General features: G+C 63.1%; 13 protein-coding genes. 11 read left to right on the top strand and 2 right to left on the bottom strand.

Annotated features, from left to right (window positions below; all coding sequences use genetic code 11):
* Positions 1-128 precede the first annotated feature (128 nt).
* The 5 genes from spo0A (at position 129) to ftsH (ending at position 5,708) form a co-directional block, all read left to right on the top strand.
* Complete coding sequence (gene spo0A, locus B5G43_RS02575) at positions 129-893, top strand: sporulation transcription factor Spo0A (RefSeq protein ID WP_087258802.1); 765 nt, start codon at positions 129-131, stop codon at positions 891-893.
* Between the two features lie 161 nt (positions 894-1,054).
* The gene (locus B5G43_RS02570) at positions 1,055-1,732 is read left to right on the top strand and encodes a response regulator transcription factor (protein WP_087258800.1); all 678 of its coding nucleotides are present in this window, start codon (positions 1,055-1,057) and stop codon (positions 1,730-1,732) included.
* 10 nt (positions 1,733-1,742) lie between these two features.
* Positions 1,743-3,086, top strand: a complete 1,344-nt coding sequence (locus B5G43_RS02565; RefSeq protein WP_087258798.1) for a HAMP domain-containing sensor histidine kinase — start codon at positions 1,743-1,745, stop codon at positions 3,084-3,086.
* Positions 3,087-3,177: 91 nt separating this feature from the next.
* Positions 3,178-3,726 (top strand): TetR/AcrR family transcriptional regulator C-terminal domain-containing protein, encoded by a 549-nt coding sequence (locus tag B5G43_RS02560; protein WP_087258796.1) that lies wholly within the window; start codon positions 3,178-3,180, stop codon positions 3,724-3,726.
* Positions 3,727-3,890: 164 nt separating this feature from the next.
* Positions 3,891-5,708 carry an ATP-dependent zinc metalloprotease FtsH gene (gene ftsH, locus B5G43_RS02555; RefSeq protein WP_087258794.1) on the top strand — a complete coding sequence of 606 codons (1,818 nt, stop codon included), beginning with the start codon at positions 3,891-3,893 and terminating at the stop codon, positions 5,706-5,708.
* A 56-nt stretch (positions 5,709-5,764) separates the two neighbouring features.
* Here the strand turns inward: ftsH and glyA are convergent, their stop codons facing one another.
* Positions 5,765-7,012, bottom strand: coding sequence for a serine hydroxymethyltransferase (gene glyA / locus B5G43_RS02550; RefSeq protein ID WP_087258792.1), 1,248 nt, complete (start codon positions 7,010-7,012; stop codon positions 5,765-5,767).
* Positions 7,013-7,181: 169 nt separating this feature from the next.
* Between glyA and nth the strand changes: the two genes are divergently transcribed.
* The gene (gene nth, locus B5G43_RS02545) at positions 7,182-7,823 is read left to right on the top strand and encodes an endonuclease III (RefSeq protein ID WP_087258790.1); all 642 of its coding nucleotides are present in this window, start codon (positions 7,182-7,184) and stop codon (positions 7,821-7,823) included.
* Between the two features lies 1 nt (position 7,824).
* Here nth and B5G43_RS02540 read toward each other — a convergent pair whose 3' ends face one another.
* On the bottom strand, positions 7,825-8,805 hold the full coding sequence (locus B5G43_RS02540; protein ID WP_242960426.1) for a tRNA-dihydrouridine synthase family protein: 981 nt from the start codon (positions 8,803-8,805) through the stop codon (positions 7,825-7,827).
* Between the two features lie 87 nt (positions 8,806-8,892).
* Here B5G43_RS02540 and B5G43_RS02535 point away from each other — a divergent pair, with 87 nt between their 5' ends.
* From B5G43_RS02535 to B5G43_RS02515, 5 genes are all read left to right on the top strand, one after another.
* On the top strand, positions 8,893-9,624 hold the full coding sequence (locus B5G43_RS02535; RefSeq protein ID WP_087258788.1) for an NAD-dependent protein deacylase: 732 nt from the start codon (positions 8,893-8,895) through the stop codon (positions 9,622-9,624).
* A 36-nt stretch (positions 9,625-9,660) separates the two neighbouring features.
* Positions 9,661-9,927, top strand: coding sequence for a hypothetical protein (locus tag B5G43_RS02530; RefSeq protein ID WP_087258786.1), 267 nt, complete (start codon positions 9,661-9,663; stop codon positions 9,925-9,927).
* A 132-nt stretch (positions 9,928-10,059) separates the two neighbouring features.
* Positions 10,060-10,656: a DUF2975 domain-containing protein gene (locus tag B5G43_RS02525; RefSeq protein ID WP_087258784.1), complete on the top strand. Its 597-nt coding sequence runs from the start codon at positions 10,060-10,062 to the stop codon at positions 10,654-10,656.
* 13 nt (positions 10,657-10,669) lie between these two features.
* Positions 10,670-10,897, top strand: coding sequence for a helix-turn-helix transcriptional regulator (locus B5G43_RS02520; protein ID WP_087258782.1), 228 nt, complete (start codon positions 10,670-10,672; stop codon positions 10,895-10,897).
* A gap of 12 nt (positions 10,898-10,909) precedes the next feature.
* Positions 10,910-12,409: a DUF4173 domain-containing protein gene (locus tag B5G43_RS02515; RefSeq protein WP_087258780.1), complete on the top strand. Its 1,500-nt coding sequence runs from the start codon at positions 10,910-10,912 to the stop codon at positions 12,407-12,409.
* The last annotated feature ends 24 nt before the right edge of the window (positions 12,410-12,433 follow it).

Here is a 12,433-nt window from a genome sequence, read left to right as displayed (position 1 = left end):
CTTCTTATCCAATTTTTGGTAGAAACAGCTTGCGCGGGCTGTCTGATTATGGTAAATTGTTAGAGGATCGATCAGACGCTCTGGCCAGGCGGACGAAATGGATTTCAAGATTGGAAGAAGGAATCGACATGGACACTGTAAAACGAGTCTTGATCGCGGACGCCAGCGAGGAATTCCGCCGGCTGCTCTGCGACGCCGTTTCCGCTGAACCCGACCTGGAGCTGGTGGGGGAAACCGGCGACGGGAACGAGGCGCTGCGCCTGATCCGGGAGGAGCTGCCGGATCTGGTGGTCATGGACCTCATTTTATCCGGCATGGACGGACTGGAGGTCCTGCGGGCGCTCCACGGGCTGGAATTCCGGCCCCAGGTGCTGGTTCTCTCCAGCTTTGTGCGCTCCAGCGTGGCCGATCTGGCCGCCTCGGAGGGGGCTGACTACTATCTCATGAAGCCCTGCCGCATCCCCACCGTGCTGGAGCGGCTGCGGCAGATGGCCCACCTGCGGACCATGGATGACGGCGAAGCCGCCACCGTGTCCAGCCAGAGCCTGGAGAGCGTGGTCACCTCCATCATCCACGAGATCGGCGTGCCCGCCCACATCAAGGGGTATCAGTACCTGCGGGAAGCCATCATCATCGCGGTCAACGACATGGACGTCATCAACGCTGTCACCAAGATCCTCTACCCCGAAGTGGCCAAGCACTTCGGCACCACCGCCAGCCGGGTGGAGCGGGCCATCCGCCACGCCATCGAAGTGGCCTGGGACCGGGGCGATCTGGAGACGTTACAGAAGTATTTTGGCTACACTGTGAGCAACGCCAAGGGCAAGCCCACCAATTCGGAGTTCATCGCCATGATCGCCGACCGCCTTCAGCTCCAGCGCAAGGAACAATGAGTGGAAAAAACCGAGGCCGCCGAATTGATTCGGCGGCTTCTTTTTATTATAATAATAGACAGAATCATCCCGGGATAGTCCGATCTTTCAGAGCGTTTTCAGGTTTCCGCGGTATACTGGCTCTACTTCCATCGAACAACCTCACATAGGAGTGATTTACCATGCGTATTTTGATTGTTGAAGATGAGATCCGGCTGTCTGAGACCCTGGGTCAGATCATGGAAGAGCAGCACTACCAGGCCGATGTGGTCAACGACGGAGCCGACGGTCTGGACTACGCCCTGTCGGGTCAGTACGACCTGGTCCTGCTGGACGTGATGCTGCCCAAGCTGGACGGCTACGAGGTGGCCCGGCGGCTGCGCGCCGCCCACATCTCCACCCCCATCCTGATGCTCACCGCCCGGGACGACACCGGCGACAAGATCACCGGCCTGGACTGCGGAGCCGACGACTACATGACCAAGCCCTTCGACTCGGGCGAGCTGCTGGCCCGGGTGCGGGCCCTCACCCGCCGCCAGGGGGAGGTGCTGTCCCAGAGCCTGGTGGTCTCCGACCTGACGCTGAGCCTCTCCACCCGCTGCCTGAGCTGTGCGGGCAAGTCGGTGCGCCTGGGCTTCAAGGAGTTCGACGTGCTGCGCCTTCTGATGTCCGCCCCCAAGGCGGTCATCCCCAAGGAGGACATCATCTCCAAGGTCTGGGGCATCGAGTCCGATGCGGAGGACAACAATGTGGAGGTGTACATCTCCTTCCTGCGGAAAAAGCTCCACTTCCTGGGCACCCGGGTGTCCATCGGCACCGTGCGCAAGGTGGGCTATCACCTGGAATTCCCTCTGAGCTGAGGAGGGCGCCATGATCCGAAAGCTGCGGCGTAAATTCATCCTCATCAACATGCTGCTGGTCAGCGTGGTGCTGGTGGTGGTACTGGCCTTTCTGATGGGCTCCTCCTTCCAGCGCCTGCGGGACCAGAGCGTGGACGCCATGCGCCTGGCGCTCAAGTGGGAGGACGGAGACCTGCCGGTGCGCATCGAGATCGACCTGCCCCCGCGGGAGCCGGAGGACGACCCCGGCGGCGGCCCGGGCGGCGGCCAGCACGTGCAGGACTCCGGAAGCCGACAGCTGGTCATGGTACCGGTCTTTACCGTCACGCTGGACGAGGACGGCGAGATCCTCTCCACCAAAATGGGCAGCAACATCACCATCAGCGACAGCGCCCTGGAGGAGGCTGTCTCCCAGGTGCTGGAGTCCGGCGCCAACTCCGGACTGCTCACCAGCCCGCGGCTGCGCTATCTGGTGGATGAGAGCCCCTCGGGCGAGCGGCGCATCGCCTTTGCCGACTGGGGCTGGGAGCTGGAAAATCTGATGTCGCTGGCCGTCACCTCCCTGCTGATGGGGGTGGGGGCGCTGTTCTGCTTCTTCCTGGTGAGCCTCTTCCTCTCCAACATGGCTCTGCACCCGGTGGAGAAGGCCTGGGAGCAGCAGCGCCAATTCGTGGCCGACGCCTCCCACGAGCTCAAGACCCCCCTTACGGTCATTCTGGCCAACGCGGGCATCGTCCTGGCCCATCCGGAGGACACGGTGGCCCGACAACAGAAGTGGATCACCTTCATCCAGGACGAGGCCACCCGGATGCGCAGTCTGGTGGAGGACCTTCTCTTCCTGGCCCGCAACGACGCCGCCCGGCAGCCCCTGGTGTTCGAGACAATTTCCATGAGCGAGATCACCACCGGCTGCGCCCTGCTCTTTGAGTCCGTGGCCTTTGAGGCTGGGGTGGAGCTGGAGAGCGACATCGCCCCCGACCTGACCATTGAGGGCGACGAGGGCCAGCTGCGCCGTCTGGTGATGATCCTGCTGGACAACGCGGTCAAATACGCCGGCGACCACGGGAATATCTCCCTCTCCCTGTCCCGCGTCCAGGACCGGCTGCGCCTGGCGGTAGTCAACAGCGGCCCGCCCATTCCCCCGGAGCACCTGTCCCATCTCTTTGAGCGCTTCTATCGGGCCGACAGCTCCCGCTCCCGGGAACAGGGGGGCTACGGCTTGGGGCTGGCCATCGCCAAGACTATCGCGGTCACCCACGGCGGGCGCATCAGCGTCACCAGCTCGGCCCAGCAGGGCACCTGCTTCACCGTACTCCTGCCGGTGACCCAGCGCCGCACCCGGCGGCTTCCCGCCCTTCCGGGCAAGCACCGCTGAGCAGGCGGGAAAAGTCCGGCGAAGCGCTTGCATCCCGCCGCCTCTTTCTGTTACAATCGAGGACAGAATCCGCACTGCGGGAGGACTGCCCATGCCAGTTGACATGAAAGCCATGATCGCCGGCACCCTGAACGACCTGCTGGCCCATAGGAGTCTGGACAAGATCACCGTCAAGGAGCTGGTGGAGACCTGTCACATCAGCCGCCAGACCTTTTACTACCACTTCCGGGACCTGATGGAGGTGGTGGAGTGGTATCTGCACCGGGTGCTGGAGGAGTCGATCCAGACCATGCTCACCGCCCCCGACTGCCGGGAGGCGATCCGGAATCTGGTGCAGGTGACCTTTCAGCACCGCACACTGATCCAGCAGCTCCTGGCCTCCCAGCGCCGGGCGGAGATCGAGCGGCTGTTTCTCCAGGGGGTGCGTACCTACCTGGAGGCGATGCTGCGGCAAAAGGCCCCGGCCCCGGCCCTCTCCGCCGTGGACGCGGAGACGCTGCTCTGTTTTTACGCCAGCGGCATGGTGGGCCTGGTGCTCAGCGCCCTGGAGCGGCGGTCCCTGGACCTGGATGTCCTGGCGGAAGAGATGTACCGCCTTCTGACCGGCGCCATCTCCTTTCCCTGTGCCGACCCCCGCTGAATCTGCGAACCAAAACCCCTGAAGTGTCCGATTTTTTGACACTTCGGGGGTTTTGTCTATACAGGGCGCCGGAATCGCCCATGTACCTTTCCGTTCCGATTTGCTATAACTGATAGAGAGATACAGAGTGCAGAGAGACGAGGCTCCAAGGAAGGAGAACGGATATGAACGAAGTAAAACGGCCCAAAAAACCACTGATCTACTACTATGGTATCATTCTCTTGATCCTCTTTCTCTTCAACCTTCTGGCCCTCCCGCGGCTGTCACAGCTGCAGATGGTGGACGTGGACTACGGCACCTTCATGACCATGACCGAGCAGGGCCAGGTGGGCCGGGTGGAGATCCAGGAGCAGGAGAACCGCATCCTCTTCACCGACCAGAACGAGACGACCATCTATAAGACGGCCATGGTGGACGATCCCGACCTCACCAACCGCCTCCATGAGGCCGGGATCTCCTTCTACGGCCAGGAGATCCAGCAGGAATCCCCCATTCTCTCCTTCCTGCTGACCTGGGTCCTCCCGCTGGTGGTCTTTATCGCCATCGGACAGTACATGTCCAAAAAGCTGATGGACCGGGCCGGAGGCGCCAACGCCATGTCCTTTGGCTTCGGCAAATCCAATGCGAAGATCTATGTAAAATCCTCTGAGGGCATCAAATTCGCCGACGTGGCCGGTGAGGACGAGGCCAAGGACAGCCTCCAGGAGATCGTGGACTACCTCCACGACCCCAGCCGCTACCAGGCCATCGGCGCCTCCATGCCCAAGGGCATCCTGCTGGTGGGCCCTCCCGGCACGGGCAAGACCATGCTGGCAAAGGCCGTAGCCGGTGAGGCCAACGTCCCCTTCTTCTCCATCTCCGGCTCGGAGTTCGTGGAGATGTTCGTGGGCATGGGCGCGTCCAAGGTCCGGGACCTGTTCAAGCAGGCCAAGGAGAAGGCCCCCTGCATCGTGTTCATCGACGAGATCGACGCCATCGGCAAGAAGCGCGACGGCCAGCTGGGGGGCAACGACGAGCGGGAGCAGACCCTGAACCAGCTGCTCACCGAGATGGACGGCTTCGAGGGGAACACCGGCGTCATCATTCTGGCGGCCACCAACCGCCCGGAGTCTCTGGACCCGGCCCTCACCCGCCCCGGCCGCTTTGACCGCCGGGTGCCGGTGGAACTGCCCGACCTGCAGGGCCGGGAGGCCATCCTCCGGGTCCACGCCAGGAAGATCAAAGTGGCGGAGGACGTGGACTTTCAACAGATCGCCCGTATGGCCTCCGGCGCCTCCGGCGCGGAGCTGGCCAACATCGTCAACGAGGCCGCCCTGCGGGCGGTGCGGGACGGGCGGCGCTACGCCACCCAGGCCGATCTGGAGGAGAGCATCGAGGTGGTCATCGCCGGCTACCAGAAGAAGAACGCCATCCTCACCGACCAGGAGAAGTGGACGGTGTCCTACCACGAGATCGGCCACGCCCTGGTAGCCGCCCGGCAGAACAACTCCGCCCCGGTGCAGAAGATCACCATCATCCCCCGCACCTCCGGCGCGCTGGGCTACACCATGCAGGTGGAGGAGGGCAACCACTACCTGCTGACCAAGGAGGAGCTGGAGAACAAGATCGCCACCTTCACCGGCGGCCGCGCGGCGGAGGAAGTGGTGTTCGGCACCATCTCCACCGGTGCCTCCAACGACATCGAGCAGGCCACCAAGCTGGCCCGGGCCATGATCTCCCGCTACGGCATGAGCCGGGACTTCGACATGGTGGCCATGGAGACGGTGAGCAACCAGTATCTGGGCGGCGACAGCTCCCTCACCTGCTCCATGGAGACCCAGACTGAGATCGACCGCCAGGTGGTGGACCTGGTCCGGAAGCAGCACGAAAAGGCCGCCTCCATCCTGATGGAAAACCGGGAAAAGCTGGACGAGCTGGCCCGCTACCTCTACGAAAAGGAGACCATCACCGGCGAGGAGTTCATGGAGATTCTCAACCGCTGAACCGAAAAAAGTGCCGTGCCCCCGCAGCATCCTGCGGGGGCACGGCTTTTTTCTGCTCAGTTCTCGGGATAGAGGGGATACTTGTCGGTGATGGAGGCCACGGCCGCCCGGATGTCGTCGGCCTTCCGCTCGAAGTCGGTGGCGGTCTCCCAGATCAACTGGCCCAGGATCACCATGTCTTCCTCCTTCAGGCCCCGGGTGGTGGCGGCGGGGGTGCCGATGCGCACACCACTGGTGACGAAAGGCTTCTCGGGGTCGTTGGGGATGGCGTTCTTGTTGACGGTGATGTGCACCTCGTCCAGACGGTGCTCCATCTCCTTGCCGGTGACGCCGGCCTTGCGCAGGTCCACCAGCATCATGTGGTTATCGGTGCCGCCGGAGACCAGGTCGAAGCCTGCCTGAGTGAGAGAGGCGGCCAGGGCCTTGGCGTTGTCCAGCACCTGCTGCTGATAGACCTTGAACTCGGGCCGGAAGGCCTCGCCCAGTGCCACCGCCTTGGCGGCGATGATGTGCTCCAGCGGGCCGCCCTGGCTGCCGGGGAAGATGGCCGAATCGATCTTCTTGGCCAGCTCCTCTTTGCACAGGATCATGCCGCCCCGGGGACCCCGGAGGGTCTTGTGGGTGGTGGTGGTCACCACGTCGGCGTAGGGCACCGGCGAGGGGTGGAGCCCGGCGGCGATGAGGCCGGCCACGTGGGCCATATCCACCATCAGGTAGGCCCCCACCTCGTGGGCAATGTCGGCAAAGACGGCGTAGTCGATGAAGCGGGGATAGGCCGACGCGCCGGCGATGATCATGCGGGGGTGGTACTTGCGGGCCATGTCCCGGACGTTGTCGTAGTCGATGTAGCCCTGCTCATTGAGGCCATAGGAGATGATGTTGTAATTCTTGCCGGAGAAGTTGACGGGGCTCCCGTGGGTCAGGTGTCCGCCGTTGGCCAGATCCATGCCCAGCACCGTGTCCCCCACATTGCACAGGGCCTGGTAGACCGCGTAGTTGGCATTGGCGCCGCTGTGGGGCTGGACGTTGGCGTGATCAGCGCCGAAGAGCTTGCAGGCCCGGTCCCGGGCCAGGTCCTCCACCACATCCACGCACTGGCAGCCGCCATAATAGCGCTTGCCGGGATAGCCCTCAGCGTATTTATTGGTCAGAACAGAACCCATCGCGGCCAGGACCGCCTCGCTGACGAAGTTCTCCGAGGCAATGAGCTCGATGTTCCGGCGCTGCCGGTCAAACTCGGCCCGGATAGCCTGTCCCACCTCCGGGTCCTGCGCGGCAATGTAGTCCATCAGATCCTTCACCATGGTCGTTTCCTCCTCATGCCCATGTGGTCGGCATACTGCCGAGTTTGTTTCTGTGTCTGATTATAGCCGAGCCCCCGGTAAAATACAACCCGCATTTTTCCACACCCTATCGTTTTTCGGTGGAAGCTGTGCTAAAATGGAGACACCAATCCAATGAGGTGATCCATTTATGAAACCAGAAGCCCATGTCCTGGCCATCGTGGAAGAGCTCAAGAAGCTCTACCCCGAGGGACTGTGTTCGCTTCAGTATCCCAAGCCCTATGAGCTCCTGTTCTCGGTCCGTCTGGCCGCCCAGTGCACCGACGAGCGGGTCAACCAGGTCACCCCCGCCCTCTTCGCCCGCTTCCCCACCCTGGAGTCTTTGGCGGAGGCCGACGTGGCGGAGGTGGAATCCTACATCCACTCCACCGGCTTTTTCCGGGCCAAGGCCCGGGACATCGTGGCCGCCTCCCGGATGCTGCTGGAGGTGTACGGCGGCAAGGTCCCCGACACCATGGAGGACCTTCTGAAGCTGCCCGGCGTGGGACGAAAGACCGCCAATCTGATCCTGGGCGATGTGTACCATGTGCCCGGCGTGGTGGTGGCCGACACCCACTGCATCCGCATCACCGGGCGGCTGGGCCTCACCGACGGCACCAAGGACCCGGTGAAGGTGGAGCAGCAGCTCCGGGCGGTCCTCCCGCCGGAGGAGTCCAACGACTTCTGCCACCGGATGGTCCTCCACGGCCGGGCGGTGTGCATAGCCCGCAAGCCGGACTGCCAGAGCTGCACCCTGCGGCCCTGGTGCGACTTCTACCAGCCCGCGGAGTAACTCAGTTCCAGGGCGTACCGTCGTCCAACCCCCGGGGGAGCTCGGGCAACAGCTCCAGCTCCCGGTAGGCCGAGGCGGTCCACGCCTCAAAATCCCCGGTCTCCCGGGCCTTGCGGATGTGCTTGGCGTGCTTTTCGTGATCCCGGAAGAGGTGGATGTGGTAGTACCAGATCTCCTTCATCCGCAGCATGGCATTTCTCCGGCTGCCGAAGGCCTCGGTGTAGGCATCATAGAGGGCGTTGTGGAAGGTCTCCAGCTCTCCCGCCGTGGCGGGTGGGCCGCCCTGGATCTTGCGCACCAGGGCGGGGTCGGCCACCAGGGCCCGGCCCAGCATAATGGCCTCCACCCCGGGATACTGCCCCTCGATGTTTCGGCAGTCAGCCACGGTACACAGGTCCCCGTTGTAGCACAGCGGGAGTTTACACCCCTCCGCCGCCTGGGCAAAGGCCGCCGGGCGCACCGGCAGGCGGTACAGATCCTTCTGCACCCGGGGGTGGATGGTCAGCTCCTTCACCGGATAGCGGTTGTAGAGCTCCAGCAGGGCGGGGAACTCCCCCTCATCCCGCACCCCCAGCCGGGTCTTGATGGAGATGTCGATGGGCAGATTCACCCCGTAGATCTCGTCCAGAAAGCGCTCCAGCTCCTCCGGAAAGGCCAGAAAGCCGGAGCCCTTCCCCTTGGCGGTGACGGTGCCGGAGGGGCAGCCCAGGTTCAGGTTCACCTCCCGGTAGCCCATGTGGGCCAGCTCCCCCGCCGCCCAGATAAAGTCCTCCGCCCGGCGGGTGAGGAGCTGGGGCACGGCGGGCACCCCGGCGTTGCGCTCGGGGCTCAGGTCGGCCTTCTCCCGCTTGGTGAAGGCGTGGCCCTGGCTGGGGGAGACGAAGGGCATGTAATACCGGTCCACACCGGGGAAAAAGCGCCGGTGGATGGCGCGATGGAGATAGCTGGTGATCCCCTCCATGGGGGCAAAGTAGTAACGCATGGTCATCCGTCCTGTTCCATCGATAGTCGGGACGATTATACCACAGGAAAAACACGCCGGAAAGAGGCCGGAGAATTGGAGGGAAGTATGGAAGAAGCAAAATTGGAGCAGTTCCAGCAGTGGGTGGACGAGAGCCGCCGCATCGTCTTTTTCGGCGGCGCGGGAGTGAGTACCGAATCCGGCATCCCGGACTTCCGCAGTGTGGATGGGCTTTACAATCAGCAGTACGCCTATCCCCCGGAGACCATCCTGAGCCACACCTTTTTTGAGCGCGACCCGGAGGAGTTTTATCGCTTCTATCACAACAAGATGCTCTTCCCGGCTGCAAAACCCAACGCCGCCCACCGGAAGCTGGCCGAGCTGGAACAGGCGGGCAAGCTGACGGCGGTGGTCACCCAGAACATCGACGGCCTCCACCAGGCCGCCGGCAGCGTGAACGTGTACGAGCTCCACGGCTCGGTCCACCGCAACCACTGCATGAAGTGCCACCAGTTCTACGACCTGGACTTCGTCATGGGGCAGGAGGGTGTCCCCCGCTGCCCGGTGTGCGGCGGCATCGTCAAGCCGGACGTGGTGCTCTACGAGGAGGCCCTGGACCAGAACACCATGATGGGAGCCCTGCGGGCCATCCAGCAGGCCGACCTGCTCATCATCGGCGGCACCTCCCTGGCGGTGTACCCGGCGGCGGGCCTCATCCAGTACTATGAGGGCAGGCGCCTGGTCCTCATCAACAAGAGCCCCACCCCCTACGACAGCCAGGCCGATCTGCTCATTGCCGCCCCCATCGGGGAATTTTTCAGCCGGGTCCAGGTGCGCTGACGCACTTCTATTTTTTCCAAAAGGAGGCATAAGATTATGAAATGGTTCAACGTTTGGTTTCTCCTCTCCGGCGTCTGGATTGTGATTGCCATTCTCAATCTGGTCCAAGGGCGTGAGGGGACCCTGATCGCCTTCAATATCTTTGCCGTCATCCTCTTTGCCGCTCTGGGCGGGGTACAGAACTATGCCGCCAAACAGGACCAGGAGGGAAAAAAGCTGCTGCGGCGGGTCTACGCCATTGTGATCCTCGCGCTGATCCTCTTCCTGGGCGTGCTCATCGTCCGCTCCCTTCTCCAAGGTTAAACCGCCTGTGCCGCCCCTCCTTCGGGAGGGGCGGTTTTTCTTACGCTTTTCTTAATTTATCGTTTTTCAATAAATTTCGATTGACTTTCGATATGCCCGGTGCTATGCTATCCCCGAAAGGAGGTCGTCCCCATGGAACGAACCGGAGTACAAAAGCTGGCCTGGGTGCTGAAGATCCTGGTGACCGTCACATTTCTCTGTAATTTGCTGGTGCTGCCCCTGGTGCCGGTGCTGGTGTCCTTCCTCAGCAGCGGGATTCCCGTCCCCGAGCTGCTCTCCAATCTGACCGCGCCGCCCCCCGCGCCGGGCGACGACTTTTTCTACCTCTCTCCCCCGCTCCAGCTTGTTCTGCTGCTGCTGGGCGCGTGGCGGGACAACTTCTCTTATACTCTGGTCCTCACCTGCTTCCTCCTCTTCTGCGGGGTGTGTACGGCGGTGATGCTCTGGCAGGCCCGCCGGGTGTTAAATACCATCCTGCGGGGCACCCCCTTCTGCCAGGAAAATGGCCAAAATCTCCGCCGGGCGGCGGTGTGCTGCTTCCTGATCTCCCTCTTCGCCCTCATCCGCCTGCTGTGGGGGTTCTTCTACTACGGGAGTTTAGCGCCGCTTCTCACCTACAACGCCCTCTTTGTACCGGTCTTTTTCATGGGAGGCCTGCTGTGCCTCGTCATGTCGGCCCTCTTCCGTCAGGCGGCAGAGCTGAAGGAAGAGAACGACCTGACCATTTAGGGGGTGTGTGAAAATGCCCATCGTCGTCAATCTGGACGTGATGATGGCCAAGCGGAAAATGAGTTTAAACGAGCTGGCCCAGAAAGTGGACCTGACGCTGGCCAATCTGTCCATCCTGAAAAACAACCACGCCAAGGCGGTGCGTTTCACCACCCTGGAGGCCATCTGCCGGGCGCTGGACTGTCAGCCGGGGGACATTCTGGAATACGTCCCCGACGAGACCGACCCGCCCCAGTCCTGAAAGGAGTTTCCCATGTCTGAAGTTTCCAACCCAGTCCCCGCCCCCGATGCTCAGCCCAAAGTGGAGCGCCCCGCCGTGGTGGTCCGGCCCAAGCCGGTATGGCACGTGGACACCCGGGACAAAGTGGCTCTCCCCCTGACCCTGCTCATCGCCCTGCTGACGGTGCAGGTCCTGTTGTACAGCCGTCCCATGCCAGGCTTTGGCATGGTGGTGCTGGTGGTGGCCTTCTACGCCCTGCGGTGGTGGCACAGCGGAAAGGCGGCCTTCGCTACCCGGGCGAGCCGCCTGCTGTTGCTGGCCACCGCCCTGCTGACCCTCACCTTCGCTTTTTTCTCCAACTTCTCCCTGCGGCTTTTGAACCATTTCCTCCTCTTCTGCCTCATCGCGGTGCAGCTCTTTGAGGGGGCCCCCGGCGCCGGGGCGTGGTGGGAGCCCTCCATGCTCCTCCGGCGCGCCGGGCTCTTCCTGGAGGGGCTCTTTGGCCGGGTGGCCTCGGTGGGGGCGGTGCTCGCCTCCCTGGGCAAGGGGGCCAAGCAGAAGCGCCTGCTGGCCGCCCTGGGCGGCGGAGCGGTGGGCATCGCCCTGCTGTGCATCGTGCTCCCCCTCCTCCGCTCGGCCGACGCGGTGTTCGCCTCGGTCACCAGTCAAGCGGTCCAGTGGCTTCAGGAAAACCTGGGCAGCGCCTTTTTCCGGGTGGTGCTGGCGCTGATTCTGACCCCCTTCCTCTTCTCCCTCCTCTACCAGCTCCGCTATCCCAAGGAGACTGCCCCCTCTAACGCGAAAGCCACGGAGCACGCCGGGCTGGACCCCGCCATGCCCCTGGTGCTCCTCCTGCTGTTGGACGTGACCTATGTGTTTTTCCTGGGCACCCAGCTGGCCGCCCTCTTCGGCGGCGAGGCCTATGTGGCCGAGGTGGGCGTGAGCTATGCCGAATATGCCCGCAGCGGCTTCTTCCAGCTGGTGTGGGTGGCCCTGCTGAACCTGACCGCCGTCCTCTCCTGCGTGCAGTTCAGCCGCCGGGAGGGGGCCCTCTGGAAGGGCGTACGCGCCCTGTCCGTGGTGCTGATCGCCCTCACAGCGGTGCTCCTGGTCTCCGCCTGCGCCCGGATGACCCTCTATGTGACGGTGTACGGCCTCTCGCTGAAGCGGCTCTTCACCTACTGGGCCATGGCCTTCCTGGCCGTCTGCCTGGTCTGCGCCCTGCGGAAGGTGTTCGTCCCCTCCTTCGGCTTTTTCCGCATTTGCTTCGCTTCGGGCATCGCCGTGTGGCTCCTCTTCAACTATGTGGGGCCCGATGCCATCGTAGCCCGGCACAATGTGAACGCCTACCAGTCCGGACAGATCCGTTGGATCGACACCAGCTATCTGGGCACCCTCTCTTATGACACCCTGGACCTCCTGGAGAACATCCCAGAATGTAACTACCTGGTGACCCAGCAGCGGCAGCAGGCCGTCGACGAGGCCTCCAGCTGGCAGACCTGGTCCCTCTCCGCCTGGCGGGCAGCGAAGTAAAAAAATGGTCACGCTCTCAAGAGC

The sequence above is a fragment of the Flavonifractor sp. An92 genome (assembly GCF_002159175.1).
GTDB lineage: Bacteria > Bacillota > Clostridia > Oscillospirales > Oscillospiraceae > Pseudoflavonifractor_A.
The sequence above is the reverse complement of the archived record's forward strand: the minus strand, read 5'-3'. Positions and strand labels throughout refer to the sequence as shown.